Annotated in this window: 21 protein-coding genes and 3 pseudogenes; 17 read left to right on the top strand and 7 right to left on the bottom strand. The window is 68.9% G+C overall.

Annotation, left to right across the window (positions count from 1 at the left end; all coding sequences use genetic code 11):
* Positions 1–768 precede the first annotated feature (768 nt).
* Complete coding sequence (locus tag ABZX85_RS48210; protein ID WP_355884682.1) at positions 769–4047, top strand: S8 family serine peptidase; 3279 nt, start codon at positions 769–771, stop codon at positions 4045–4047.
* A 104-nt stretch (positions 4048–4151) separates the two neighbouring features.
* Here ABZX85_RS48210 and ABZX85_RS48215 read toward each other — a convergent pair whose 3' ends face one another.
* The 3 genes from ABZX85_RS48215 to ABZX85_RS48225 all read right to left on the bottom strand — a co-directional run bounded on the left by ABZX85_RS48215 (position 4152) and on the right by ABZX85_RS48225 (position 6077).
* Positions 4152–4577 (bottom strand): hypothetical protein, encoded by a 426-nt coding sequence (locus ABZX85_RS48215; protein ID WP_355884684.1) that lies wholly within the window; start codon positions 4575–4577, stop codon positions 4152–4154.
* A gap of 263 nt (positions 4578–4840) precedes the next feature.
* Positions 4841–5359 carry a DoxX family protein gene (locus tag ABZX85_RS48220; protein WP_355884685.1) on the bottom strand — a complete coding sequence of 173 codons (519 nt, stop codon included), beginning with the start codon at positions 5357–5359 and terminating at the stop codon, positions 4841–4843.
* 97 nt (positions 5360–5456) lie between these two features.
* Positions 5457–6077 (bottom strand): TetR/AcrR family transcriptional regulator, encoded by a 621-nt coding sequence (locus ABZX85_RS48225; RefSeq protein ID WP_355884687.1) that lies wholly within the window; start codon positions 6075–6077, stop codon positions 5457–5459.
* A 208-nt stretch (positions 6078–6285) separates the two neighbouring features.
* Here ABZX85_RS48225 and ABZX85_RS48230 point away from each other — a divergent pair, with 208 nt between their 5' ends.
* Positions 6286–6585, top strand: a complete 300-nt coding sequence (locus tag ABZX85_RS48230; RefSeq protein ID WP_355884689.1) for a transposase — start codon at positions 6286–6288, stop codon at positions 6583–6585.
* A gap of 616 nt (positions 6586–7201) precedes the next feature.
* Here the strand turns inward: ABZX85_RS48230 and paaZ are convergent.
* Positions 7202–8749, bottom strand: coding sequence for a phenylacetic acid degradation bifunctional protein PaaZ (gene paaZ / locus ABZX85_RS48235; RefSeq protein ID WP_355884691.1), 1548 nt, complete (start codon positions 8747–8749; stop codon positions 7202–7204).
* A gap of 46 nt (positions 8750–8795) precedes the next feature.
* Positions 8796–9680: a VOC family protein gene (locus ABZX85_RS48240; protein ID WP_355884693.1), complete on the bottom strand. Its 885-nt coding sequence runs from the start codon at positions 9678–9680 to the stop codon at positions 8796–8798.
* A gap of 79 nt (positions 9681–9759) precedes the next feature.
* Here ABZX85_RS48240 and ABZX85_RS48245 point away from each other — a divergent pair, with 79 nt between their 5' ends.
* The 13 genes and pseudogenes from ABZX85_RS48245 to ABZX85_RS48305 all read left to right on the top strand — a co-directional run.
* Positions 9760–10353 (top strand): carboxymuconolactone decarboxylase family protein, encoded by a 594-nt coding sequence (locus tag ABZX85_RS48245; RefSeq protein WP_355884695.1) that lies wholly within the window; start codon positions 9760–9762, stop codon positions 10351–10353.
* Positions 10350–11198 (top strand): fumarylacetoacetate hydrolase family protein, encoded by an 849-nt coding sequence (locus tag ABZX85_RS48250; protein WP_355884697.1) that lies wholly within the window; start codon positions 10350–10352, stop codon positions 11196–11198. Before ABZX85_RS48245 ends, ABZX85_RS48250 begins: the two co-directional genes overlap by 4 nt.
* 34 nt (positions 11199–11232) lie before the next feature.
* Positions 11233–11775: a MarR family transcriptional regulator gene (locus ABZX85_RS48255; RefSeq protein WP_355884699.1), complete on the top strand. Its 543-nt coding sequence runs from the start codon at positions 11233–11235 to the stop codon at positions 11773–11775.
* Positions 11776–11922: 147 nt separating this feature from the next.
* A complete protein-coding gene (locus ABZX85_RS48260) occupies positions 11923–12453 on the top strand; it encodes a cupin domain-containing protein (RefSeq protein WP_355884700.1) in 531 nt (176 codons plus the stop codon).
* Between the two features lie 5 nt (positions 12454–12458).
* Positions 12459–13649, top strand: coding sequence for a cytochrome P450 (locus tag ABZX85_RS48265; protein ID WP_355884702.1), 1191 nt, complete (start codon positions 12459–12461; stop codon positions 13647–13649).
* Between the two features lie 22 nt (positions 13650–13671).
* Complete coding sequence (locus ABZX85_RS48270; RefSeq protein ID WP_355884704.1) at positions 13672–13995, top strand: 2Fe-2S iron-sulfur cluster-binding protein; 324 nt, start codon at positions 13672–13674, stop codon at positions 13993–13995.
* Positions 13992–15236 carry an FAD-dependent oxidoreductase gene (locus ABZX85_RS48275; protein ID WP_355884706.1) on the top strand — a complete coding sequence of 415 codons (1245 nt, stop codon included), beginning with the start codon at positions 13992–13994 and terminating at the stop codon, positions 15234–15236. Before ABZX85_RS48270 ends, ABZX85_RS48275 begins: the two co-directional genes overlap by 4 nt.
* The gene (locus tag ABZX85_RS48280; RefSeq protein WP_355884708.1) at positions 15233–16684 is read left to right on the top strand and encodes an AMP-binding protein; all 1452 of its coding nucleotides are present in this window, start codon (positions 15233–15235) and stop codon (positions 16682–16684) included. Before ABZX85_RS48275 ends, ABZX85_RS48280 begins: the two co-directional genes overlap by 4 nt.
* Positions 16685–16800: 116 nt before the next feature.
* Complete coding sequence (locus ABZX85_RS48285) at positions 16801–17928, top strand: alcohol dehydrogenase catalytic domain-containing protein (RefSeq protein ID WP_355884710.1); 1128 nt, start codon at positions 16801–16803, stop codon at positions 17926–17928.
* An 82-nt stretch (positions 17929–18010) separates the two neighbouring features.
* Complete coding sequence (locus ABZX85_RS48290; RefSeq protein WP_355884712.1) at positions 18011–19201, top strand: acyl-CoA dehydrogenase family protein; 1191 nt, start codon at positions 18011–18013, stop codon at positions 19199–19201.
* The gene (locus tag ABZX85_RS48295; protein WP_355884713.1) at positions 19198–20085 is read left to right on the top strand and encodes a 3-hydroxybutyryl-CoA dehydrogenase; all 888 of its coding nucleotides are present in this window, start codon (positions 19198–19200) and stop codon (positions 20083–20085) included. The genes ABZX85_RS48290 and ABZX85_RS48295 overlap by 4 nt, the downstream gene beginning before the upstream one ends.
* A 4-nt stretch (positions 20086–20089) precedes the next feature.
* On the top strand, positions 20090–21184 hold the full coding sequence (locus tag ABZX85_RS48300; RefSeq protein ID WP_355884715.1) for an S-(hydroxymethyl)mycothiol dehydrogenase: 1095 nt from the start codon (positions 20090–20092) through the stop codon (positions 21182–21184).
* A gap of 48 nt (positions 21185–21232) precedes the next feature.
* Positions 21233–21322, top strand: a pseudogene (locus ABZX85_RS48305) (MBL fold metallo-hydrolase); the annotation flags it as partial.
* Positions 21323–21620: 298 nt separating this feature from the next.
* Here ABZX85_RS48305 and ABZX85_RS48310 read toward each other — a convergent pair.
* A complete protein-coding gene (locus ABZX85_RS48310) occupies positions 21621–24086 on the bottom strand; it encodes a SpoIIE family protein phosphatase (RefSeq protein ID WP_355884717.1) in 2466 nt (821 codons plus the stop codon).
* A gap of 416 nt (positions 24087–24502) precedes the next feature.
* Here ABZX85_RS48310 and ABZX85_RS48315 point away from each other — a divergent pair, with 416 nt between their 5' ends.
* The gene (locus tag ABZX85_RS48315; RefSeq protein WP_355884719.1) at positions 24503–25123 is read left to right on the top strand and encodes a TetR family transcriptional regulator; all 621 of its coding nucleotides are present in this window, start codon (positions 24503–24505) and stop codon (positions 25121–25123) included.
* Positions 25124–25407: 284 nt separating this feature from the next.
* A pseudogene (locus ABZX85_RS48320) lies at positions 25408–25637 on the top strand (ISNCY family transposase); the annotation flags it as partial.
* Here the strand turns inward: ABZX85_RS48320 and ABZX85_RS48325 are convergent.
* Positions 25638–26069, bottom strand: a pseudogene (locus ABZX85_RS48325) (DNA topoisomerase IV subunit B); the annotation flags it as partial.
* Between the last annotated feature and the right edge of the window lie 135 nt (positions 26070–26204).

Genomic DNA, 26204 nt, shown 5'->3' on the forward strand with positions numbered 1-26204 from the left:
GAGAAGCCCACCGACGGGGAACGATCACCTCGCCCAAGGGAAAAGATCTTCGAACGGGCTCAGAACTGCACGTCAACCCCACTCGTGAACAGCCCCTCTTCTTGGTGACCTACTTGACGACCGCGCTCCACGCCCACGGCAACTGACCGTCGCGGTCAGCAGTGTCTCGCAGGCGGACGACAGCATGGCGGGGATGGTGCCCGGCGGATTCCCCCCTGACAGACAAGTGCGACGACGGTCGCGACGGTTTCCGCAGCCTCCTGCGCCAATTCCGGCACCAGACCGCGGATCTCAGCGCCCAGTGTGTCCCCTTCCGGGCGTCGGCTGACACGGAAACGGTTCGTGCAGCCGGTTCTCGGACGGGGATTCCCCCGCCGAGCGTTCTGCATGGACGGCTGTCGAGTGCCCTGGCCATGTTCTCGGGAGAATCAGTTGTCACCGGCGGCGAAACGGCGGCGTGTTCACGCAAGGACCACACTTTTCAAGAGGCGCGGACGCCAGCCGCATGTCAGAGCGCGATGTGGATGTGCAGAAGCTGAACGGTACAACGGCCCAGCGGTGCCACTGTCGGCTCGGAATGGCCGAGTAGCCGCGACCCAAATCCGGCCCGCACACAGAGGATTCACAGGCAATCCGTATGAACTTTCAACAAGCGCAGGCCCTTTGTGCGAGACTAAGTGATCATTCAGGCTCGCAGCCCTGGCTTCAACGGTCGCACGCGATCGTTCCGGCTGCCGTGCCGTAGTTATTCAGCACTAGGGACTTCCCATGACCACCCCCCACCGCGCTCTCATACCGGGCGCAAGTCGCGTGGCCCGCGCAGCAGTGACCGCGGCCCTGGCGGCCGCTCTTGCCTCGATCGGGCCTATGCCCCTCGCTGTTGCCGCGCAGACGGCCGCCCCGGCGACCGCCCCGACCAAACCTGCCCCTTTCAAATCTGCCCACGACAAGCTCGGTTCCGAGGACGCCCGCCTTCTCGCCGCCGCGAAGGCCCATGGCGACAAGACCGTCACGATGATGATCGCGACTGCGCCCGGCAAGACTGATCAGGTCGCCAAGGAACTAGACGCGGTCAAGGGCGGTTCCGTGGGCCGCACTTACGACAAGCTCGGCTACGTCCGGGCCACCATCCCCACCTCCAGGGCAGATTCGGCCATTGCGGGAGCCGTCAAGCTCTCCTCCGTGCACGGCGTCGACCTGCGCAAGGTGATACCCCTCGAAGATCCCAAGGCCGACATCGGTCAGGCCGACGCGTCTGCTGCCGGCTATCCCGGCCCCGGCAAGAACACCCCCGCTGCGAATCCGTACAACCCGTCTGCCGACACGGGTGCCGTCGACTTCGTGGAGCAGCACCCGAAGGCGGACGGCCGCGGCGTCACCATCGGCGTCCTCGACACCGGTGTCGATCTCGCGAACCCGGCACTGCAGAAGACGACGACCGGAGCGCGCAAGATCGTCGACTGGGTGACGGCAACGGACCCGATCATCGACGGTGACGGCACCTGGCTGCCGATGACCACCTCCGTCACGGGGCCGGCCTTCACCTATGACAGCAAGACCTGGAAGGCCTCCGCGGGCTCATACCGAATCAGTGTGTTCCACGAGTCGGTCACCAAGATGGGTGACGTGAAGGACGGCGACGCGGACGGTGATGTCAACCGCGACAGCGACACCACCGACGAGTGGGGCGTCCTGTACGACCCGGCCGTCGGCACAGTCACCGTCGATGTCAACGACAACGGCGACTTCACCGACGACACCCCGATGAAGGCATACGGCCACGGCCATCAGATCGGCCGCTTCGGCACCGACGACCCGGGGACGGACATCGCCGAGAGCCAGGACTTCGTCGTGCAGATCCGCAAGGACGTGCCGATGGACCAGATGGGCGGCGACTGGGCCGGCAAGAAGGCCGACTTCGTCGACATCGGCCTCACCGCCAGCGCGCACGGCACCCACGTGGCCGGCATCACCGCAGCCAACGGCATGTTCGGCGGGAAGATGAACGGTGCCGCCCCCGGCGCGAAGATAGTCTCCGAGCGGGCCTGCGTCTTCAACGGCGGCTGCACGAACGTGGCGATCACCGAGGGGATGATCGACCTCGTCGCCAACCGTCACGTCGACGTCGTCAACGCGTCCGTCGGCGGCCTGCCGGCTCTCAACGACGGCAACAACGCCCGCGCCGAGCTGTACACGCGGCTCATCGACACCTACGGCGTTCAGCTCGTCATCTCGGCCGGCAACTCCGGTCCCGGTGCCAACACCATCGGCGACCCCGGCCTCGCCGACAAGGTCATCTCCGTCGGTGCGGGCTTCTCCAAGCAGACCTACGCCGCCAACTACGGCGCCGTCGCGCCGAGGAAGTACCAGCTGTTCTACTTCTCCTCGCGCGGACCGCGTGAGGACGGCGGCTTCACCCCGACCCTCGTGGGCCCCGGCTCCGCGGTCAGCACGATCCCGGCCTGGATGCCCGGCTCGCCGATGCCCGAGGCGGGCTGGAAGTTGCCGGCCGGCTACGCGATGTACAACGGCACGTCGATGGCCTCCCCACATGTGACGGGCGCGAGCGCACTGGTGCTGAGCGCCGCCAAGCAGCAGCACATCAAGCTCACCCCGGAAAAGCTGCGCACGTCGCTGACCTCGACCGCCCGCCATGTCAAGGGCCTCCAGGCATACGAGGAGGGCGCCGGCCTCATCGACATCGTCGGCGCCTGGAATGCGATCAAGGCAGGTGCCACCGCCCACGACTACACCGTCAAGGCCCCGGTGGACACCCTGCTCGGCCAGGCGCTGAAGACGCCGGGCTTCGGCACCGGCATCTATGACCGCGAGGGCGGTCTGAAGGCCGGGCAGCAGAAGATGTACGACGTCACGATCACCCGTACGTCGGGCTCCGAGGGTTCACTGGCGCACGTCCTGCGCCTGGCGAACAACAAGGCCCGCACCTTCTCAATCGTCGGCCCGCAGGTGGTAAACCTGCCGCTGAACAAGCCAGTGACCGTCAAGATCCAGGCCACGCCGACGTCCACGGGCATCAAAAGCGCCATCCTGGAGGTCGACGACCCGAAGACGGCAGGCATCGACAAGCAGATCCTGACCACCGTCGTCGTCTCCACCCCCGCCCGCTACGACTTCTCCGCCACCGGCTCGGTGCAGCGCAGCCAGGTCAACTCGTACTTCGTGACCGTCCCGAAGGGCACGAAGTCACTCGAAGTCACGCTGAGCGGGCTGAAGAAGAACAGCTGGACCGGGTTCTCCGCCATCAACCCCTACGGTGTCCCCGTCGATGGCGACGCCAGCGAGCCAAGGCACCTGGCCCAGTACGAGAACCCGGTGCCCGGCGTCTGGGAGATCGAAGTTGATGCATGGCGGGTGTCCGTGCTCGACAACCCGTACCACGTGAATGCCACCGCATACGGAGCGGACTTCTCCCCCGAGACCGTGACCGTGCCCGAGGCCAAGGTCGGTACGAATGTCGCCGCCTCCTGGACGGTGACCAACAAGATGGCGGCCGTTGACGGCACTCTCAAGGGCGCCGTGCTCGGCTCGTCCAAGACCGCCCGGCCGACCATCGCGAACGGCGCCACCCAGACCACCATGGTCGAGGTACCCAAGGGCACCACCTCGCTGGACGTCGCCGTCGGCGGTGTCTCCGACTCGTCCGCCGACCTCGACCTCACGGTGTACGACGTCAAGGGCAACGTGGTCGGCCGGTCCGCGACCGACGGCTCCGAAGAGTCCGTATCCCTCGCCGATCCGGCGGCCGGCACCTACACGGTCGAGGTCCTCGGCTACTCGGTACCTTCTGGCTCGACCGCGTACGACTACCGCGACACCTACACCTCCACCACGCTCGGGACGGTCACGGTCCACGGCTCGCCGTCGGTGAAACTCGCAACCGGCGCCACGACAACGGCGTCCGCGACCGTCAGCGTCGCGACGGCGCCGTCCGACGGCCGCGACGTCTTCGCTGAGGTACGGCTGGTGACCGCGCGCGGGACGACGGCGGGACACGGCAGCGTAACGATCGAGAAGGTCACTCCGTAGGCGACACGGCCTCATGACATGAAGGGGTGGACGCCCGAACCGGACGTCCACCCCTTCGGGACTCGCGGCTTGGAGCACCGCTCGCTCAACACCGCTGACGAATGTCAGCAGGGGGCAGGACCTGTCTGTGGAACAGCGGCAAGCATCAAGGCGCGGGGGCGGAAGCCGCCGCGGTCTCGATGAACTCGCGCACCGACGTGCGCCGCGGATCGCCCGAGCGTACGAAGGCTTCCCTGCCCAGGACGACGTCTGCGCCCCAGCTCCGGTACTCGCGACATCCTGCGGTCCCCGCCCACCCCCGACTCCGCGAGGCGTACAGCGTCTTCAGGAGTGTGCGGTGCCAGATCGCGGAAGACGTTCCGATCCGCCTTCAGCGTCGTCAGGTCCCTCGCGTTAACCCCGATCAGCGGCTCGCCCGTCCGGCCCGCCCTCTCCTGTTCGTGGGCCGTGTGTGTGCGGGCCTCCCACAACTGGTAGGGGTCGACGACGAAGTCCTTAGGCAGCGGCGGGACGGCGACACGTGCCCGCACCGCGTCCAGGTCCGCGAGGGTGCGGCTCGCCCCTGCGCCACGGCCGAATCGCCGCCGGTGACGCCTGGCAGGGACCTCAGCGCCTGAAAGTCCGTTGCCCCACCGAGGTGATCAGGTAGTGGCGACGGCGTCGTGTGTGAGCCCGGCCGACTCACGCCCCGACCGGCGAGCAGCGGCGTGCAACGGCCGTCGCAGGTGCGCGTGCGATGGCCACGGTGGCGATGGATGAACCAGCAGCGCATCGCGGCGTCCGGCCGGAACGCTCAGTCCTCGCGCTTCGCGGGGCGGTAGGTCCCGGCAAGGAGCAGAGCCGTGCTGGCCAAGCCCACGCCCAGCGCGATCCATAGACCGGTCCAGCCGTACAGCTCACGGTGGAGACCGAGCGCATGGTCGAGCGACCACTCGCCGGCTCCGAGCGTGCCGAGTGTCAGCCCGGTGACCGCGAGCACGGCGACGTACTCCCAGCCCTCCTTGAGGATGAAGAAGCCGTTCCTGCGGTGCCAGATCACGAAGGCGACGAGCATCACCGAGACGACCGCGGCGGAGGCGAGCGGCGTGAACAGGCCGGCAACGAGCAGGACTCCGGCGCCGATCTCGGTAAGCACGCTGGCCCAGGCCTGCAACACCCCGTGTCTGAGTCCAAGGTTCTCGAACCAACTGGCGGTGCCTTTGAGTCGGCCGCCGCCGCGCCAGTGGTGATATCCGTGAGCGATAAAGGTGCCTCCGACAGTGATGCGCAGTACGAGCAGAACGGCGTTGACTGCGGTGATGTCGTTGCTCACGGCGGTTCCTTCCCGGTGTGCGGGCGTGCCCTGTCTGCTTTCGTGGTCCGAGTCGCGTACGTGCCCGTCTTGTGCGCCAAGGGCGCCTCAGCCGGAGTCAGCTGCGCTTGTCGTGCTCGGTGGGCATCCCGGTCGGCTCGTTCACCGCTCTGGCGAACTGATCGAGCTGAACCTGTACCAACGGCAGCGGGCTGGGAAGGCTGGTGTCGGCCCAGAGGTGCAGGCCCTTCCACAGGCACCGCCAGACGCCATAGGCGAGGCCGTCGGCGAGAGGGCGGTTGCCGGTTCGCCGGACGAGACAGTCCGCCACGGCGTCGCGCCAAGAGAGGCTACGGCTCTCACCCTGCTGGCGGAGCTCGCTGTCGGTGCCAATCATCTGGACTTGCAGCCGCATGATGTCGGGGCGAAGGGGAAAAAGATCGAAGCCGACGATGACGGCGTCAATGACCTTGTCGAGGGGGTCGGCTGCGTCGGAGTTGGTGATGTTCTTGCGCAACCCCTCGACGTAGCCGTCGAAGGTCGCCCAGATGAGGTCAGACTTTGCGGGGAAGTAGAGGAAAAGCGATTTGCGCGAGATGCCGCAGGCATCCGCGATCTCCATCATTGTGGTGTCTGCGTAGCCCTGTCGGTGCATCAGGCGCGTCGCGGTGTCGACGATCGCGTTCGGGTCGATCGTCCGCGGACGTCCCCGCTTGGCCGCTGCCGTCTCCTGTGTCACTGACCGTCGCCCTCCGCTCGCACCGCCCCTCCACCCTCCGGATGAGGATGGGACTTGTTCCATGGCGGAGGCACCGCCCCCGATATTATTAAACTGAGTGTAACATATTGCCCGGGATCCTGCCTCGAGGTCGCCAACCGGGCTGCTGGAGGTCAACGCGCCCTACCGGCTCCGCGCGATCTTCGAAGCCTCGAAGGAGATCAGCACGATGACCGCCCAGACAAGTCTGCCCCTGCACGTCCTCACGGAAGAGCACAAGGACTGGCTGGTCATCTTCCACCTGCCGCCGTACGCGCCGGAGATCAACCCCCAGGAAGGGATCTGGAGCCTGCCCAAACGGGCCCTGGCCGACTTCGCCGCTGCCGACCTGGCGCACCTGACCCGGGTCACCAAGCGGAAGCTGAAGAAGATCCAGTACCGGCCTTACCCGATCACCGGCCGCCTGCCACCCACCGGCCCGGACCTCACGGGCCTTGTCGAGATACCGGACTCCGCGAGTTCAACCTGAGTAACGCCAGCTTCCGCCTGGGAGCGCACGGCTACCATCCGCGTGTCGGCCCGCGGGTTAACTGCATGTTACGGCTGCACCCAAACGGGAAGGAATGGGTGTCGATCGGGCGCATCCGGACATGTGGGGAAGCGGTCTTTTGTCGGCGTGACCGCGAACAACCGCCTGATCATCTGGGCATGACCCACTCCCTAAGGCCGTGTCGCCGTCCTCGGCACGGCCTTCCGCCTTGTTTCTTGCGCTGGGGATGGGCTTCAGGGTTCGGGATGTGAGGTGGTCACGGGAGGCCGGTGTGGGCGTGGGGTGACTCCACGGTGCGTACGTCTGATGACGCCGGTCGTCCCAAGCTTTCTGATCCACTCGCCACGGAGCCGTGACCGGGCGTCACGATGTTCAGTCTGCGTGGAGGATCTGCAGGTGGAGGAGGCCGAGGTCGGCGTGACCATATCCGTCCCGTTTGGCCTCGCGCGTTCACGAAGTGGCCTGTCCGAGGGCTGGCAAAGAAGGCGAAAAGCGCTCCTGAACTGCAACGACAGGACTTGTGAGGGGCCTGTTGGCTGCGAGGAAAGGAGCACTTCCCAGGTGCAGATCAGAGCCCGTGAGCGGAGTTGTCCGCTCATGACGCGAAGGCGTTCAGCAGCCTCGGCGATGCCTGGAGTGCCGTTCGTTGCATCAGGTCGACGACGCCTCGGATCCCCGCCATCTCCGAACCGCCTCCGGCCCGGCCGGGGCCGCCGTGGCGCAAGGCGGGGAGCGGGGAGCCGTGCCCGGTGGTCTGCGTCCTGTTCGTCGAGTCCAGCAGGTGGAGTCGCCCGTGCCAGGGTGCCGCCGCCCGCACGAAGGCGGTCGTCCAGGCGAGGTCGTCGCTCACCACGGAGGCGGCGAGGCTGCCCCGGCCTCGGGCCACCAGGTCGGTGGCATGGGCCGTGTCGCGGTACGCCAGTACTGTCGCGGCAGGTCCGAACGGCTCAACCTCGTGGGGTGCAGCGGCGTCCGGGTCCGCGGAGATGAGCAGCGTGTCCAGGAAGGCGCCCCGCTCCGGGTCGGCGTCCACCACACGCACCTTCTCGGGGTCGCCGTACACGAAGCGCCCGGACTCGGCGATCGCCCGCACCGCCCGTCGTACGTCGTCGCGCTGGGTGAGGCTGACGACGGCGCCCATCCGCACGCCCTCCGTGGTGGGGTTGCCGATCGTGACGCCGGCGAGTTCGGAGGCGAGGGCGTCGAGTGCGGCGGCTTCGTGCTCGGCGGGGACGAGGACTCGGCGGATGGCGGTGCATTTCTGGCCCGCCTTGACCGTCATCTCGGTCACGACCTCGCGTGCGAACGCGTCGAAGAGCGGCGTTCCGGGGGTGACGTCCGGGGCCAGCACGATGGCGTTGACGGAGTCGGCCTCGGCGTTGAAACGGACGGAGCGGGCCACCAGGTTCGCGTGCGTGCGCAGCGTCTCCGCCGTGGCGGCGGAGCCGGTGAAGGACAGGACGTCCTGCTCGCCCAGCAGATCGAGCGCCGGGCGTACCGAGCCGACAACCATCTGCAGGGCTCCGGGCAGCAACTGGCCTGCTTCGGTGAGGATCCGGACCAAGCGCTCGGTGAGGTAGGCGGTCGGGGTGGCCGGCTTGATCACGCTGGGCATGCCCGCCAGCACGGCCTGGGCGAGCTTCTCCAGGGGTGCCCACACCGGGAAGTTGTAGGCGTTGACCTGGAGCATCAGGCCCGGGGAGGGGGTGACGAGGTGGACGCCCAGGAAGTCCTCGCCCCGGGCTAGGCGTTCGGCGGGGCCTTCGACGAGGTGGGGCGCGTCCGGGAGTTCGGTGCGGGCGCGGGCCGCGTAGTCGCGCAGGACGCGGACGCCGCCGTCGACGTCGTAGCGGGCGTCGTTCAGAGTGGCACCGGCACGGGCCGAGAGGGCGTAGAGCTCCTCGCGGCGGGCGCGGACGGCAGCGGCGATCGCGTCCAGGAGATCCGCTCGCTGGTGAAAGGTGAGGGCACGCAGGGTGGGACCGCCGACGCGCCGGGCGTGCTCGAACGCCCCCGCGATGTCGAGGCCTTCGGAGGAGACGTGGCAGACCGTCTCACCGGTGACCGCGTCGTGCGCGGCGGCCGCTGAAGCGCGCGTGGCCGTTGGGGTGACCCAGGTGTCCTGCAGGTAGCTCTGGAGCATGGGATACGGCTGCTTTCGTCGAGGGCGGGCAGGGAAGAGCCTGGTGTCAGTCCACTGGGTGGTGGCCCCAGATGTCGGCGGTGTAGGTGCGGCTTACCCAGGTGCTCTCGTCGACCTGGACCCCGCCCGCGCCGATCTCGATGCCGAAGCCAGCGGGCGATTTCATGTAGAAGGAGAACATCCCGTCGTTGGCGTGCTTGCCGAGGGTGGCCATCAGCTTGACGTCGTGCTCGCGCGTGCGGTCGAGGGCGCGGCCGACCTCCTCCGGGCTGGTCACCTCGCACAGGATGTGGTGGGTGCCTTCGTTCTTGTACGAGCGGATGAAGGCAATGCTGTGATGGCGCGGGTTGCAGCCGAGGAAGTAGAAGGTGCCCCAGGGGTAGTCGGCGGTGTCGCTGAGCCGGAAGCCGAGCACGTCGCAGTAGAAGTCGACGGCCTCCTGCACGCGCGGCGTCTTCATTACGACGTGCCCGAGCCCCTGCTCGCCGGTCACGAAGTCGACGCCGAGCGGTGAGACGAACTGGCTCGGGGCGAGGCGGCGGCCGCAGAAGAGCTCAGTGCGGATGCCGAGCGGTCCGGTGAAGTGGACCATGCGGGTCACCTGGCGGTCCCGGCACTCCTCCTCCGTGCCCGCGGTGACGTCGACGCCGACCTCCTTGAGACGCACGATCATCTCGTCGACGGCCGCTCCGTCGCGGACCTCCCAGCCGATGACCGTCACTCCCCCGGTCTCTGCCTCGGTCAGCCACATGCGGAACGGGTGCTGGTCCATGCGCAGCCGGTGGCGCGCGAAGTCGCCACCCGCGGCGGAGCCGCCGTCGGCCGCAGTCCCTGGCTCGGCACTGAGACCTATCACTGTCCGGGCGTATTCCGCCCATGCATCCGGGTCGGGCGTACCGATGCCCACGTACCCAAGGCTCTGGATCGTCATGGCGAGGACGATATTTGTAAGACTCTTGACGGTCAAGATTCATACGAATAAGTTGAGCCGCCGAGCCGAGGAGGACCCGATGCCGGGAGCAGTGCCTGAGAAGGCCCGCCTGCAGCCCGTCGACGAGAGCGAGCTGCACGAGAAGACACTGGCGTCGCTGGCGCCGTACCGCGATCAGGACGGCCGGATCTACACGATCTGGGCGACCCTGGCCCACCACGAGGACGCATTGCGCCGCTTCCTCGTCTTCGGCAACCACGTGCTGGGCAAGAACACCCTGCCGCTGGCTTCCAGGGAGATGATGATCCTGCGGATCGCCGCCCGGGCGCAGGCGGCGTACGAGTGGGACCAGCACGTCCGGATCGCCCGCCGCGCCGGGCTCGCCGACGACACGATCCTGGCTGCCGCGACCGGCGACCGGGACGGGCTCGACGAGCTCGACCGGGTGCTGCTCGCCGCCACCGACTCGCTCCTGGACCGCCAGGGCGTGGACGACGAGTTGTGGGGCCGGCTGACGGAACACCTCAGCACCGAGCAGGTCATCGACGTGCTCTACACCGTCGGCCAGTACCTGACCATCGCCACCGTCATCAACACCCTCGGGGTCCAGGTCGAGGGCGGCCTCGCCCTGCCCCTCCCCGACCCCGCAGACCTGAAGGAAGTGCCCGCATGAAGCTCGCCAACCTCGCCGGCCGCCCCGTCGTCGTGCGCGACGACCGCGCCCTGGACATCGCGGACGCCAGCAAGGGAGCGATCGAGCCGCGCCTGGAGGTGCTGTCCGACCTGTCGTCGCACGACGAGCTGCGCGCCCTCGCCGAGCGGGCCGCGGAGGCGGACTGGAAGCCGTTCGAGCCGCGTGACCTGGGCCGGGTCGCCAAGCCGTACAAGGCGATCGGCGTGGCGCTGAACTACCGCGCGCACGCCGAGGAGTCCAACCTGCCCGTCCCGGACGAGCCGTCGGTGTTCGCCAAGTTCGCCTCGTCCGTGGTCGGCCCCTACGACCAGGTCGTTGTCGAGCCGCAGTACGACAAGGTCGACTACGAGGCCGAGCTCGTGGTGGTCATGGGCCGGGCCGGCAAGAACATCTCCGAGGCCGAGGCCTGGTCCTATGTGGCGGGTGTCACCGCTGGTCAGGACATCAGCGACCGCAAGGAGCAGTGGCGCAAGCCGATCAACCAGTTCACGCTTCCGAAGTCGTACGACACCTTCAGCCCCGTCGGCCCGTACCTGGTGACGGTCGACGAGTTCGAGGACCCGGACGACATCGAGGTGGCCGGCTGGGTCGACGACCTGGAGGTGCAGCGGGGCCGGACCTCGGACCTCATCTTCAGCGTGCCCGAGCTGATCGTCTGGTTGTCGAAGCGGGTGACGTTCGAGCCGGGCGACATGATCTTCACGGGCACTCCCGCGGGCTGCGGCGTTCGCCGCACCCCCCGGCTGTACCTGACCGAGGGTAAGGTCCTGCGGACCGAGGTCACGGGCGTCGGAACCATGGTCAACCCGATCGTCGCCGGCTGACACCGGTGCGGTCGGAGCAGAAAGGGCGGAGATCGTGACCGACACCATGCGCGAGACGGGGACCGCCGGCGCGAGCCGGACCCGGGAGTTCTCGGAGCTCCTGCGCCACCACCATCGTGAGCTGGGGACGACCGAGCCCCGGGATCTCGACGCGATCGAGATGGTCACCGACCTCACCCGCCTCGAAGCCCGGCTCACCAAGGACTTCGAAAAGCACGTCCACCGGCCGCTCGGCCTGACCTGGGCGGGCTTCCGGATCCTGAACGCCCTGTGGGTCTACGGCCCGATCGGCCAGCAGGACATCGGCCGGGTCTCCGGCTCCACCCGTGCCAGCATCTCCAGCGCGCTGACCACCCTGGAGAGCCGGGGGCTGGTCACCCGCGAGCGGGACGAGACCGACCGCCGCCAACTGGTCGTCGAGCTCACCGACCAGGGCACCGAGACGCTACGGAAGGCCATCGCGGCCCAGACGAAGCGCGAGCGGGCCTGGACGGCGGTCCTGCGCGACGACCAGCTCAGTGAGCTGGTTCACCTGCTGCGAACCCTGGTCAATCAGGACACCCCCGCCGCAGACTGACCGCCCATACACCAACCACTCATACCGAACCGCCCCCGGACACAGTCCGCTGCGGGCCACGACAACCCCAAAGTCGTCAGGACTCTTACTGTCGCGCCTCAAACGTCTTGGGATTTTCCTCAGCATTGTTTCTCAAGGGAGAGAACCATGGTCCGTCGAGTCGTCACCGGTGTCAGCGCCAGCGGCAAGCCCGTGATCGTCAGTGACGGAGAGCCGCCCGTCACCCGTCAGTACACCCACACCCCGGGCTTCGCCCGCTCGCTGGTGTGGAACACAGCGGCTCCCGCGACCCCGTCGGCCGACCCGACGCAGACCCTGAAGTCCTACGTCCCGGCCCCCGGCGAGACGATCGCCCTGACCGTCACCTTCCCGCCGGGCAGCGTCTACGCCGACCCGGGCTGGGACCCCGTGGCCGCCGGTGCCGAGCAGCTGGAGAACACGCCCGGTCTGGCGGAGCTCTTCGAGCCCGACAACCCGGGCATGCACACCACGCCCACCGTGGACTACGGCGTCGTCCTGAGCGGAGAGATACTCCTCGACCTCGACGGCGGCGAGACCGCGGTCCTCGGGCCCGGTGATCTCGTCGTCCAGAACGGCACCCGGCACGCCTGGCGCAACAACGGCACCGAGCCGGCCACTCTGTTCTTCGTCCTGATCGGCGCGGGCGGCGCGAAATGAGCGCCTTGACGACGGCGGCATCCGACGCGCCCGTCGTCAAGCTCGACCTGGCCGAGCTGCGCAGCGACCCGTACCCCGCCTACGCCGAGCTGCGCCGCACCGCCCCGCTGGCCTGGGTCCCGTCCGTCGGCCGGCATCTGCTGACCCGCTACGAGGACGTCGTCCATGCCGAGAAGCTGCCCGAGGTGTTCAGCTCCCGCGAGGAGGGCTCCCTCCTGCTGCGCACTGTCGGTCCCAGCATGCTCCGCGAGGACGACCCCGAGCACCGACGGCTGCGCACCGCCGCCGAGCCGCCCACCCGGCCCCGCCAGGTCCGCGACCTGTGGGCCGGCGCCTTCGAGAAGACCGCGCACGAACTGCTCGACCGGATCGCCGGGCACGGCGCGGCCGACCTCATAGCCGACTTCGCCGAGCCGCTCGCGGCGGCCAACCTGGCCGTGGTCCTCGGCCTGCGCAACGCCACCGCCGCCGACATATCCGCCTGGTCGCGGGCGATGATGGCCGCCAACAGCAACTACGCCGACGACCCCGGCATCTGGCTGCGCGCCGAGCAGGCCACCCGGGCCATCGAGGAAGCGGTGGCCGAGATCGCCGAGGCGGTCCGGCACGAGCCCGACGGCTCGGTGATCTCCTCCATGGTCAACGCGGCCGAGCCGGTGGAGCTCACCGAGATCCAGAACAACGTCAAGGTCATCATCGGTGGCGGCGTCAACGAGCCGCGTGACGTCTTCGGCGTGGGCGCCCAGGCGCTGCTGCAACGCCCCGATGTACGGGAACGGGTCCTCGCCGACCCGGCGCTGTGGAAGCGGGTCTTCGAGGAGAGCGCCCGCTGGGTCTCACCGATCGGCATGTACCCGCGCCAGCTCACCCAGGACTACGAGATCGCGGGCGTGACCCTGCCCGCCGGGAGCCGGGTGGCCCTGGTGATCGCGTCCGGCAACCGGGACGAGTCGGTCTTCGAGCGCGCCGACGAGTTCGACATCGACCGGCCTCACCGCCCGCACCTCGCCTTCGGCGCCGGCCCGCACTTCTGCATGGGCGCGTGGGTCGCGCGCCATGAGGTCAGCGCGCTCGCGTGGCCCCTCGTCTTCGGCCGCCTCAAGGGACTCCGCCTCGACGACGGCGCCGAGGACCGCATGGAGGGCTGGGTGTTCCGGGGACTCACCTCGCTGCACGTCACCTGGCAAGCCGCCTGAGCCGTCCCCATGGGAGGACCACATGCCTATCGTCATCTTCCAGCTGCACGACGGCACCCAGCGCAAGGTCACCGCCGAGTCCGGGACGGTGCTCATGCGGGCGGCCGTGTCGCACGGCGTCGACGGCATCGTCGCTGAGTGCGGGGGCAACGCCTCCTGCGCCACCTGCCACGTCTACGTCGACGACCAGCACACCGACCTGGTGGGACCGCCCAACGACGTCGAGGACGAGATGCTGGACTTCACCGCGGCCGAGCGCCGGCCCACCAGCCGCCTCAGCTGCCAGGTCCACATCTCCGACGCCCTCGAGGGACTGGTCGTCCACGTGCCCGAGGAGCAGGTATGACGAGCGCACGGGCGGGCGTGGTCGTCGTCGGCGGCGGACAGGCCGGACACAGCGTCGTCTCGGCCCTGCGCGGTGCCGGTTACGACGGCCCGGTCATCGTCCTCGCCGACGAGCCCCATCTGCCGTACCAGCGGCCGCCGCTGTCCAAGAAGGCCCACACCGAGCCGGACGGCATACGCGTCGACCTGGTACCCGAGTCCTTCTACCGCGAGCGGGACATCGAGCTACGGCTCGGCGATGGTGTGACCGCTCTCGACACCGCCGCCCGCACGGTGGTCACCGGCACGGGCACCCGTGTCCCGTACGAGCATCTGGTGCTGGCGACGGGCGCACGCAACCACCAACTGCCAGTACCCGGCGCCGAGTTGGACGGCGTCCACGCCCTGCGCTCGCTCGACGACGCGCTGACGATCGGCCAGGCGCTGACCACGGCCAGGGACGTGGTCGTGGTGGGCGGAGGTTTCATCGGCCTCGAACTCGCCCAGGTCGCTGCGGCCCGCGGAGCAGATGTGACGGTGGTCGAGCTGGCCGACCGGCTGCTGAGCCGGGCCGTCTCCCCGCAGTTGCAGGAACACCTGCGGGCGCGGCACGAGCGCAGCGGCGTCCGGATCCTCACCGGGACGGGCGTGCAGGCCATTGAGGGCGCGGGGCGGGTGGAGAGGGTCGTCACGGGCCGGGGCATGCTCCCCGCCGACCTCGTGGTCTACGGAATCGGCGCTGCCCCGCGCGACGAGCTCGCCCGGGACGCCGGTCTGGCCGTGGACGACGGTGTGCTCGTGGACGAGCAGCTCCGCTCCATCACCGACCCTCGGATCTCCGCCGTCGGCGACTGCGCCCGCCATCCCCACCCGCACGCGGACGGGCTGGTGCGGCTGGAGTCAGTGCAGAACGCCACCGATCAGGGGGCGCTGGTCGGCCGCCGTATCGCGGGCTCACCGGCCCCGTACCGGAGCCTGCCGTGGTTCTGGAGCGATCAGGGCGACATCAGACTGCAGATCGCAGGGTTGCGTACGGCCACCGACGAGGTACGCGTAGTGCCGAGTGACACACCGGAGAAGCTGGCCGCTTACGCCTTCCGTGACGACCGGCTGGTCGCCGTGGAGACGCTGAACTGGCCCGCCGAGCACCTGGCCGCCCGACGATTGCTGGAGCAGGAGACACCTGTCTGCTCTGCTGACCTCGCGGGGGCGACACTCGGCGCCCTCGCCCGGGCCAGGCGTAAGGCGGAGGTGCGGACATGAACACCTGGTTCGGTGGCCACCTGGTGGCGAGTGCGGCCGAGGCCGGCTCTCGGGTCGCCCTGGTCTTCAACGACCGGTCATGGACCTACGCCGGATTGGATCTGGCCATCCGGCGCGCCGTCGCCCGCCTGGACAAGTTCGGGGTACGCAAAGGCGACCGGGTCGTGATGCAGGGGGCGGCACGGCCCGAGGCCCTGATCACGCTGTTCGCGGTGACCCGGATGGGGGCCGTGCTCGTACCGCTCCATCCGCAGGTCACCGAGGGCGAACTCGCGGTCGTCTGCGAGGAGACCGCTCCCGTCGCCGTGGTCGCCGGCGAGGGATTCCCCGGCGGTACGGGCCTCCGGCTGACCTGGACGGAGCTGTACCCCGCGGAGATCGGGCCCGAAGCTCCCGCGCTCGATCCTCCTGCTGGTTCCGACGTGGCTGTCATCGCGTTCACGTCCGGCACCTCGGGCCGCCCCAAGGGCGTCGCCCTGACCCACGACAACCTGTACTGGAGCATGACTGGCGGACTGGCGCGGCTGCCCTTCGGTGAGGACGCCACCGCGCTCGTCTCTACCCCTCTGGCCCATGTCGCCGTGCTGGGCGGGCTCCCGCAATGCACCTGGGCACGGCGCGGGACGGTGATCCTCGCCCCGCGCTTCGAGCCCGGCCTGTTCATCGACCTCGTCCGACAGCACAAGGTCACCTGCGCGTTCGCCGTACCCGCCATGTCCGCCCTGCTGGCCCGCCACCCCCGCTTCTACGGTGGTGACCTGGACACTCTGAGTTGGATCCTGTCCGGCGGGTCACCGGCCCAGACCGACACCCTCGAGCGGTTCCGGGCTCGCGGGATCGGAGTGGTCAACTCCTACGGCCTCACGGAGACCAGCGCCGGCGTGACGTACTCCGCGCCCGACGAATCGGCCACCTCCACCGGATCCCCCGTTCCGCAGGTCGAGTTGACGATCGTGGACTCGGCTGGGTCACCCACGCCGGATGGCACGCCCGGTGAGATCTGGGTGCGCGGGCCCTCGGTGGCTGCCGAGTACTGGACCGCCGCCGGAGCGGTGCCAACCACTGACGCCGAGGGATGGTTCCACTCCGGGGACCGGGGACGCCTGGACACCGAGGGCCGCCTGGAGGTGGTCGGCCGACTGAGGGACACCATCATCACCGGCGGCGAGAACATCGACCCAGCCGAGGTCGAGAACGCGCTGACCGACCTGCCGGGTGTCGTCGAGGTCGCGGTGTCCGGGGCACCGGATCCGGTCTGGGGCGAGATCGTGACCGCGTTCCTGGTCTGCGATGCCGCCGAGCCGTCCCTGGACGACGTCCGCGCCCACCTCGACGGTCGGCTGGCACGGCACAAGTGGCCCCGCCGCCTCCACGTCGTACCGGCGCTGCCGCGCGGAGCCACCGGCAAGCTCCAGCGGCAGCGCCTCAACACCCTGCTCGACGAGTGACCGACACCGTCGGCCGGTATCCCCCACGCCAGCAGACCGCCTCCCACATTCCCGCTCACCGAGATGGGGGCCGGCGCCACCGGCGACATCTCCCCACCCTTCAGCAAGGAGAAGCCATGAGTGCGACCATGCGAGCCGCGCGGATGCACCACGTCGGCGAACCGATGAAGCTCGAGGAACTCCCCGTCCCCGAGCCGGGTCCCGGCGACGTCCGTGTGGCCGTCCACGCCGTCAACATCGTCCCCAACCTCGCCAACATCCTGAACATGTGGACCACTTGGTTCCCGCACAGCCCCCTGCCGACCCTTCCGGCGGTCTTCGGACTCGACCCGGCCGGAGTGGTCGAGGCGGTCGGCGAAGGAGTCCACGGATTCGAGGTCGGCGACCGGGTATACGTCAACCCGGGCCGCAGCTGCGGCTCGTGCCGCTCCTGTCGCGACAACGACTCGATCAACTGCGCCAGTTACGCCTTCGCCGGCTACTTCGGCTTCTCCCCCACCGCGCTCGACCTGCTCGACCGCTACCAGGGCGGCCTCGCCGAGTACATGCTGGCCCCGGCATACTCACTGGTGAAGCTCCCCGACAACCTGTCCTTCAACACCGCAGCCCGCTTCGGCTACCTCGGCACCATGTACTCCGCCCTCCGCAAGGCCGGTGCCGCACCCGGCAAGTCGGTCCTGATCAACGGCATCAGCGGCACCCTCGGCATCGGCGCCGCGCTCCTGGCCCCCGCCTTCGGTCTCACCCACGTCTACGGCACCGGCCGCGACCAGAGCCTGCTCGACCAGGTCGGCAAGCTCGGCGGTGGCCGACTGCGCCTGCACTCCCTCAACAACGGCCCGCTCGACGAGTGGATCCGCGAGGAGACGAACGGCTACGGCGTCGACATCTACATCGACGCCCTCGGCCCGGGCGCCCCGCACGAGACGTTCCTGGCCGGCATGCGGGCGATGGCACGCGGCGGCATCGCGGTGAACATCGGCGCCGTCGCCGGTGACCTGCCCATCGACATCCACCGGATGATGGACCAGCAGCTCCGGCTGATCGGATCGGCCTGGTTCACCTCCGGCGAGGGCCAGGCGATGGCCGACCTGGTGGAAGCCGGCGTCATCGACCTCAGCCCGCTGGAGCACCAGGTGTTCCCGCTGGAGCAGGTCAACGAGGCCATCGGCGGAATCGCCCGGCGCAACGGTGGTTTCAGCAACTTCATCATCAACCCGAGGGCCGCCTCGGAAGCCTCCTGACGCCGCCCCGAGCCAGGGGCCGCCGGTCCACTCCCCTATGCCGGCGGCCCCGACCCTCCCCGCCTGATCTCTGGAGACCCTGATGCACGCTCAGCACACCGGCCGCCCGGCCGACCCCCTCGACCTCCTGGAACTCGACAGCCTGCTCACGTCGGACGAGCGCGCTGTCCGGGGCGCCGTGCGCACCTTCTGCGACCGGCGCGTGGAGCCGCACATCGCCGAGTGGTTCGAGCAAGGTGAGATCGAGGACATCCGCGGGCTCGCCAAAGAACTCGGGGAACTCGGCCTGCTGGGCATGCACCTGGAGGGCTACGGCTGTGCCGGGATGAGCGCGGTCGACTACGGCCTGGCCTGCCTCGAACTGGAGGCGACCGACTCCGGGCTGCGTTCCCTGGTTTCGGTGCAGGGCTCGCTGGCCATGTTCGCGATTCACGCATTCGGCTCGGAGGAGCAGAAGGAGGAGTGGCTGCCGCGCCTTGCGGCCGGTACTGCCATCGGCTGCTTCGGCCTCACCGAGCCCGACTCCGGATCCGACCCGGGCAGCATGCGCACCGCCGCCCGCCGCGACGGCGACGACTGGATCCTCGACGGCCGCAAGATGTGGATCACCAACGGCTCGGTCGCCGACGTCGCGGTGGTCTGGGCCCGCACCGCCGACGGCATCCGCGGCTTCGTCGTCCCCACCGACACCCCCGGCTTCTCCTCCCCCGCCATCAAGCACAAGATGTCGCTGCGGGCCTCGGTGACCAGCGAACTCGTCCTGGACTCCGTGCGGCTGCCGGGTACGGCCGTCCTGCCCGAGGTACGCGGCCTCAAAGGCCCGCTGTCCTGCCTCAACGAGGCCCGGTACGGCATCGCTTGGGGCGCGATGGGCGCCGCGCGCTCGGCGTTCCGCGCTGCACTGGCATACGCGGGCGACCGGGTCCAGTTCGGGCGCCCGATCAGCTCCTTCCAGCTGACCCAGGCCAAGCTGACCGACATGGCCCTGGAGCTGGCCAAGGGCACGCTGCTCGCCCTCCATCTGGGCCGCACCAAGGACGACCGGGGCCTTCGCCCCGAGCAGGTCAGCTACGGCAAGCTCAACAACACCCGCGCCGCGTTGGAGATCTGCCATACCGCGCGCACCATCCTGGGCGCCAACGGCATCTCGCTGGAGTACCCGGTCATCCGGCACTCCAACAACCTCGAGTCGATCCTCACCTACGAGGGCACGGTGGAGATGCACACGCTGATGATCGGCCAGGCGCTGACCGGGCAGGCGGCCTTCCGGTGAGCGGTGGCCCGGGCGAGGACATACGCCGGGTCGGTGTCGTCGGGTGCGGTCTGATGGGCGCGGGCATCGCCGAGGTCTGCGCCCGGGCCGGGCTGGACGTGGTGGTCCAGGAGGTGAGCCAGGGTGCGGCGGAGGCCGGCCGAGCCCGGATCACGGCCTCACTCGACCGGGGCGTACGGCGCGGAAAGCTCAGCGGCGAGGAACGCGACGCCGCCCTCGACCGGGTGCGGGTCACCCCCGACCTCACCGAACTGGCCGACCGGGACCTGGTGGTAGAGGCTGCCACGGAGGACGAGAAGGTCAAGGTCGAGCTGTTCGCCGAGCTGGACCGGATCGTCACCCGCGAGGACGCGATCATCGCCTCGAACACCTCCTCCCTGCCCATCATGAAACTGGGCATGGCCACCGCACGCCCGCACCAGGTGATCGGGGTGCACTTCTTCAACCCGGTGCCGGTGCTGGAACTCGTCGAGATCGTGCCGTCGCTGTTGACGGACGCTCAGACCCAGTCCCGTGCCGAGGAGTTCGTGACGGCGTTGCTGGGCAAGAAGGTGATCCGCGCCCAGGACCGGGCGGGTTTCGTGGTCAACGCCCTGCTCGTGCCGTACCTCCTCTCGGCGATCCGCATGCTGGAGTCCGGTCACGCCTCCGCCGAGGACATCGACACCGGCATGGTCCTCGGCTGCGCCCACCCCATGGGCCCGCTGAGCCTGGCCGACCTGATCGGCCTGGACACCCTCACCGCCATCGCCGAGGCGATGTACGCGGACTTCAAGGACCCCCTGCACGCCGCGCCTCCCCTGCTGCTGCGCATGGTGGAGGCCGGTCTGCTCGGCCGCAAGTCCGGACGCGGCTTCCACGACTACTCCGAGAAGGGCAACTGACCTCATGGCGCAGGAAGTACGGGGCGTGATCGCACCGGGCAAGGGTGAGCCGGTGCGGGTGGGGACGTTCGTCGTGCCGGACCCGGGTCCGGGCGAAGCCGTCGTGAAGATCCGGGCCTGCGGGGTCTGTCACACCGACCTGCATTACAAGCAGGGCGGAATCAGTGAGGACTTCCCGTTCCTGCTGGGGCATGAGGCGGCGGGTGTGGTGGAGTCGGTCGGCGAGGGCGTCACCGATGTCGCGCCCGGTGACTTCGTGGTCCTGAACTGGCGGGCGGTGTGCGGGCAGTGCCGGGCCTGTCTGCGCGGGCGGCCCTGGTACTGCTTCGACACCCACAACGCCCGGCAGAAGATGACCCTCGCCTCGACCGGGCAGGAGCTGTCACCCGCGCTGGGAATCGGCGCGTTCGCGGAGAAGACCCTGGTGGCGGCCGGGCAGTGCACCAAGGTCGACCCGTCGGTGGCACCTCAGGTCGCGGGCCTGCTGGGGTGCGGGGTGATGGCCGGGATCGGCGCGGCCATCAACACCGGCAACGTCGGCCGCGGCGACACCGTGGCGGTCATCGGCTGCGGCGGCGTCGGCGACGCGGCGATCGCCGGGTCACGCCTGGCCGGGGCGGCGCGGATCATCGCCGTGGACATCGACGACCGCAAGCTGGCCACAGCCCGCACCATGGGGGCCACGCACACGGTCAACTCCCGCGAGACCGACCCGGTGGAAGCAGTCCGCGAGCTGACCGGCGGCTTCGGCGCCGACGTCGTGATCGAGGCGGTCGGCCGTCCGGAGACGTACAAGCAGGCGTTCTACGCCCGCGACCTCGCCGGCACGGTCGTCCTGGTCGGCGTGCCCACCCCGGAGATGAAGCTCGAACTGCCGCTCCTGGACGTGTTCGGCCGCGGCGGCGCGCTCAAGTCGAGCTGGTACGGCGACTGCCTGCCCTCCCGCGACTTCCCCATGCTGATCGACTTGCATATGCAAGGCCGCCTGGACCTGGAGGCGTTCGTCACCGAGACCATCCAACTCGCCGACGTGGAGAAGGCCTTCGAGCGCATGGACCACGGCGACATCCTGCGCTCGGTGGTGACGCTGCCCGCATAGAACGCCTGCCGCTTCGGGCGGGTGATCGTGAGCGATGCATCGCATGCCGCCGTCGGAAATCGCCGGCTGACGGCCACCATGCGTACCCGCGCCCACAGCAACTACATCGACGCCGCACCGGCCCTGGCCAACCGCACTTGCTTGCCGGCCCAGCCGCAGCGCGCCGGTCGGGCGTTCATGGCCGAACGCGCCGCGAGCTGTCGGCAGTCCATCGCCTCGCCACCCGACCATCTGGGGCGTCTGGGGTGACGGCGACGCTGTGTGCCGTTTCCTCCGCAGGCTCACTCCACGGTCCTTATCGGGGCGCTCCGAAGTGGCCGCGACGCTGATCTCCGCTGCACCCGCGCCGGAGGGGCCCCACACTCGCCAACGGCTGGGTCCCGGGCCTCGACCTCTTGCTCCTGCGGGGACGATCGCATCGCTGCAGCCAAGAGCGTCAGTCGTACTCAACGCTCTGTTCCGCCCAGATCGTCTTGCCCTTTGCGGTGGGGCGGGTGCCCCACCGCTGAGTCAGCTGGGCGACCAGGAGCAGGCCGCGGCCACCCTCGTCGTAGGTGCGGGCGCGGCGCATGTGGGGGGCTGTGTTGCTGGCGTCCGAGACCTCGCAGATGAGGCGCCGGTCGTGGATGAGGCGCAGTTGGATGGGCGGCGCGGCATGCCGAATGGCATTGGTGACCATTTCGCTGACGATCAGCTCGGTCACGAAGGTGGCACTTGTCAGGCCCCATGCCTTCAGCTGGCCGACGGCCTTCTTGCGGATGTCGGCGACGGCGGCCGGATCGGGGGCCACATCCCAGGCGGCGACCTGGTCGGCCTTGAGCGCGCGGGTACGGGCGATGAGCAGGGCCACGTCGTCGGCAGGCCGCTCGGGAAGCATGGCGTCGAGAACGGTGTCGCACACCACGTCCAGCGAGACCGCCGGGCCGCCGGCGGCACCGCCCAGGGTCTGGCACAGCCGGGAGACGCTGACGTCGATGTCGTAGTCACGGGACTCGATCAGACCGTCGGTATAGAGGACGAGCAGGCTGCCCTCCGGCAGTTCCGTCTCCACCGATTCGAAGGGCAGGCCCCCCAGGCCCAGTGGCGGTCCCGCCGGAAGGTCGAGCATCTTCACGGTGCCGTCCGGCGCCATCACAGCAGGAGGCGGATGTCCGGCCCGGGCGAAGGTGCAGCGGCGGGAGACAGGGTCGTACACGGCATACAGGCACGTCGACCCGACATCTCCCGACGACTCACCGCTCCTTGCGGTCGGCTGCGTGTCGTCGGATTCCGTGGCCAGGCGACCTACAAGGTCGTCAAGATGGGTGAGAAGTTCGTCGGGGGGCAAATCGATGTCGGCGAGGGTCCGCACGGCCGTACGCAACCGCCCCATGGTCGCGGAGGCATGGATGCCGTGGCCCACGACATCACCTACGACCAACGCCACCCTGGCCCCGGAGAGAGGGATCACGTCGAACCAGTCGCCCCCCACACCCGCCCGAGCCCCGGCCGGAAGGTAGCGAGAGGCGACCTCCACCGCGGCCTGTTCGGGCAGTCCCTGCGGCAGCAGGCTGCGCTGCAGAGTGACCGCCGTGGCGCGTTCGCGGGTGTAGCGGCGGGCGTTGTCGATGCAGATCGCCGCCCGGGCCGTGAGCTCCTCGGCCAGTACCAAGTCGTCCTGCTGGAACGGGTCCGGGTGCCGGTGACGGGCGAAGACGACGAGGCCCAAGGTCGTTCCACGCGCTGACAGTGGCACCGTCATCACCGAGTGGAAGCCGAAATCGTGGATCCGAGATGTCCGGAGCGGGTCCTTGGCGACCCAGTCGGCAATCGCCGGGTCGGTCACCCGGTACAGCGCGGCCCGTCCCGATCGCAGACTTTCCGCCGGTGGGGAGTCTTCCGGGTACTCATCCACCTCGCCCGGGACGATGACCGCTTCGGGAGCCCCCGGATGCACTGACCGGTGGGCGATGCGCCGCAACATCTGAGAGCCGCTTGTCGCCACTCCCGGGAGCTGGTCGGGCAGATCGTCGAGGGCCGCCAAGAGGTCGACGCTGAGGAAATCGGCGAGTACCGGGACGGCAGCGTCCGCCAGTTCCTGCGCCGTCCGGGTCACGTCGAGAGTGCTGCCGATGCGGGTACTGGCCTCGGCGATCAGCTGGAGGCGTTTGCGGGCCCAGTACTGCTCCGTCATGTCGTGCCCGGTAGAGGCCACGCCCAGGACACGGCCGTCCGGGCCCTCCAAGCGGTAGAAGCAGGACGCCCAGGCGTGCTCACGGATCTCGCCGGGAGCACGCGCATAGTGCTCAAGGTACTGCGGCACGCCAGTCTCCAGCGCCCGTCGCATCCGTCGCTCGGCTTCCTTCGCCATAGGGTCAGCAAGCACGTCCGCCAGGTGCAACCCGTGCATGTCCTCGTCGCTCAGGCCGATTGCACCCTGCCCGGACCGGTTGGACCGGCGCAAACGCAGATCCGTGTCATACACGCTGGTAGCGCAGCACGGGGAGCCAAGGAAACCCAGCTGCACGAGCGTTTCGTCATCGGGATTGGGCTGCGGTGCCCTCACAGCGGAGACCAGGAGCCAGTCGCGAGTCTCGTCGTCCTGCGTCCTATGATGCGCTATGACCTTGGCCTCCAGGCGGTGGCCGTCGCCATGCCGGAGAGCCAGCGTTCCATGCCACCTCGACAGCTCCGATAGTGGCGGGAGATCGCCCAGTGTGGGTTCCTCTGCGAGCAGCGAGGCCGCCGGATGGCCCAGGATCTGTGTCGACGCATACCCGAGCAGTTGCTCAGCGCCCTCGCTCCACCCGGTCACAATGCCGCGTTCGTCGATGATGGCGCGTGCGGTGAGCGCCTCGCCGACGACGTCTCGGGCGGAACGCACTTCTTTGTCGTCCTTGTTGTCGACAGCACGCCGCTCCATAACCGCTCATCTCGCTCTCGTCGACTACTCCGTCGCACTGAGCTCTCGCAGTTCGGGACATGTCGTCGCGACACTCTCAGGTGCGCCACGCCGATGCCCTTGCTGCTTATTATCCCCGGTGGGCGAATGGAACAAATGCAGTGCCGCCGCCGTTCAGGAACCAGGCGCTGGTCCGGCCGACCGTTCGGCGTGAATGCCGATCAGGGTTACAGGGTGCACGGGCGTCCGGGTTGACGCACCAGAGACCCCATCCGAGCGGAGGCCCGATGGCGATCGCGCCCATGGCCGAGTTGGTCGAGGTCCAGGCGTAGTGTGCGCCGATCCCGGGCCACCGGGGAAAGAGTGCGAGAGGGGCCCTCGGAGGCTGGATCGGCGCTCATCCACAACCAAACCGAACGGTTTGGTATGTTGGTGTCATGACTTCTCAGCCCGACCCCGCCAGCGAGGCCACCCGTGAACGCATCGTGAGCGCTGCAACGACTGAATTCGCTCGCTACGGTATCGCCGGCGCGCGCATCGATCGTATCGCCAAGGCTGCGAAGACCAGCAAGGAACGCGTCTACGCGTACTTCCGCGGCAAGGAGAAGCTCTACAGCTTCGTCTCCGGCCGCGAACTCGCCGCTGTCACCGAGGCCGCCCGCATGGACCCGGCCGACCTGCCCGGTTATGCAGGCCGCATCCATGACTACTTTATTGCCCATCCCGAGCGCCACCGGCTGATGATGTGGGGGCAGTTGGAACTCGATCCCAACGCCACGCCGGCCGAGGACAACCCCATGCAGCAGAGCCTCATGGCAAAGACCGAGCAGCTCCGCCAGGCGCAGCAGGATGGGCGCCTCGATCCGTCCTGGAACCCGCTCGACGTACTCGTCCTCGTAAACCAGATAGCCAGCGCCTGGGCCATGCAGCCGGACCTTGCCGCCACCGTTCCGGCGGCAGAGCGGTCCGACTTCCTGGCCGCCCGTCGCAGTGCCATCGTCGCCGCCGTCGAGCGCGTCTTCCCTGCGGTGCAGACATCCCCCAGTGAGAAGCACTGACCGTGCAGGCTGGAGCGGGGGTCGGTGTCGAGCGGGGAATCCTGGGGTTTTGCGCGCCCTTCGCCCAGGTGCGCCGCGTACGCCGCAGCGATGCTCGCTTTGACTCGGTACGGGCCTGGTCTGAACTGTGGCGACGTCGTGCCCCACCTGCTCCGGTCCAACGCCTAGCTACTTGCCCCTGAAGAAGTCCGCGGATGGCACTGGGTTGCCCTTTGGGGATAGCTGGTAAGAGCCGTCGCTGGCCACGACAGTTGAATCGGTCGTTGCGGCCGGGGGTGGTGGCGGTGTTGCGTGTCGCAGGAGTGCAGGATGCCTGGTGGGAGGTGCTGCCGGAGCACGCGCGGCAGTTACCCGCCGAGCTGGCCCGCGTCGATGCATTCTTGGACGACGAGCGGTTCATCGCCCCGTGGCGGGCAGTGTTCGCCGAGCGGCTGGGGCGGCCCTCGGTGCCGGTGGACACGCTGCTGTGCCTCTCTATCTCAAGCACCGCTACCAGCTCGGTTACGAGACCCTGCAGCACTTCCTTGGTCTGCCCCTCGAACTGGGGTTCCGCGAGGCGGCCGGTGACCACCGCGGTGAGCCCCTCGGCGGCATCATCCTTGATGACGTCGTCCTCGGCGACCCGCACCATGTTGGAGGAACGCAGCACCTCGTTGAGGGTGCGGGTGAGCGACCGCTCGAAGCCGGAGACGTGGGTGCCGCCCTCGTGCGTGGCGACCACGTTGACGAAGGAGCGGACGGTGGTGTCGTAGTCCCTACCCCAGCGCAGCGCGATGTCCACGCCGAGAGTGCGGGTCACCTCAGTGGACGCCATTAGGCCGCGCTCGTCGAGCACGGGGACGGTCTCCTTGATGGTGCCAGTGATGCGGAGCACGTCGCAGATGGGACGGTCCTGTGCTAGGCACTCGCAGAACTCGGTGATGCCGCCGGCGTAGCGGAACACCTCCGCCCGGGGCCGGTCGGACTGCCGCCGTCCTCCTTCGCCTCCAGGACGGCTGAGCGCCGCTCGTCGTCGGCAGCTGCGGGGCAGACCTTACGACGTCGATGCAGTCGAATACGTGCGGGACGGCGGGCTTTCTCG

The sequence above is a fragment of the Streptomyces sp. NPDC004539 genome, from assembly GCF_040610055.1.
Lineage (GTDB): Bacteria > Actinomycetota > Actinomycetes > Streptomycetales > Streptomycetaceae > Streptomyces.

Excerpts from the sequence above, each read along its gene's own strand:
- ABZX85_RS48245 (WP_355884695.1), top strand. The coding sequence starts at position 9,760 with ATGCCGGGAGCAGTGCCTGAGAAGGCCCGCCTGCAGCCCGTCGACGAG.
- ABZX85_RS48260 (WP_355884700.1), top strand. The coding sequence starts at position 11,923 with ATGGTCCGTCGAGTCGTCACCGGTGTCAGCGCCAGCGGCAAGCCCGTG.
- ABZX85_RS48240 (WP_355884693.1), bottom strand. The coding sequence starts at position 9,680 with ATGACGATCCAGAGCCTTGGGTACGTGGGCATCGGTACGCCCGACCCG.
- paaZ (WP_355884691.1), bottom strand. The coding sequence starts at position 8,749 with ATGCTCCAGAGCTACCTGCAGGACACCTGGGTCACCCCAACGGCCACG.
- ABZX85_RS48300 (WP_355884715.1), top strand. The coding sequence starts at position 20,090 with ATGGCGCAGGAAGTACGGGGCGTGATCGCACCGGGCAAGGGTGAGCCG.
- ABZX85_RS48315 (WP_355884719.1), top strand. The coding sequence starts at position 24,503 with ATGACTTCTCAGCCCGACCCCGCCAGCGAGGCCACCCGTGAACGCATC.
- ABZX85_RS48290 (WP_355884712.1), top strand. The coding sequence starts at position 18,011 with ATGCACGCTCAGCACACCGGCCGCCCGGCCGACCCCCTCGACCTCCTG.
- ABZX85_RS48210 (WP_355884682.1), top strand. The coding sequence starts at position 769 with ATGACCACCCCCCACCGCGCTCTCATACCGGGCGCAAGTCGCGTGGCC.
- ABZX85_RS48270 (WP_355884704.1), top strand. The coding sequence starts at position 13,672 with ATGCCTATCGTCATCTTCCAGCTGCACGACGGCACCCAGCGCAAGGTC.
- ABZX85_RS48230 (WP_355884689.1), top strand. The coding sequence starts at position 6,286 with ATGACCGCCCAGACAAGTCTGCCCCTGCACGTCCTCACGGAAGAGCAC.
- ABZX85_RS48310 (WP_355884717.1), bottom strand. The coding sequence starts at position 24,086 with ATGGAGCGGCGTGCTGTCGACAACAAGGACGACAAAGAAGTGCGTTCC.
- ABZX85_RS48250 (WP_355884697.1), top strand. The coding sequence starts at position 10,350 with ATGAAGCTCGCCAACCTCGCCGGCCGCCCCGTCGTCGTGCGCGACGAC.
- ABZX85_RS48275 (WP_355884706.1), top strand. The coding sequence starts at position 13,992 with ATGACGAGCGCACGGGCGGGCGTGGTCGTCGTCGGCGGCGGACAGGCC.
- ABZX85_RS48280 (WP_355884708.1), top strand. The coding sequence starts at position 15,233 with ATGAACACCTGGTTCGGTGGCCACCTGGTGGCGAGTGCGGCCGAGGCC.
- ABZX85_RS48285 (WP_355884710.1), top strand. The coding sequence starts at position 16,801 with ATGAGTGCGACCATGCGAGCCGCGCGGATGCACCACGTCGGCGAACCG.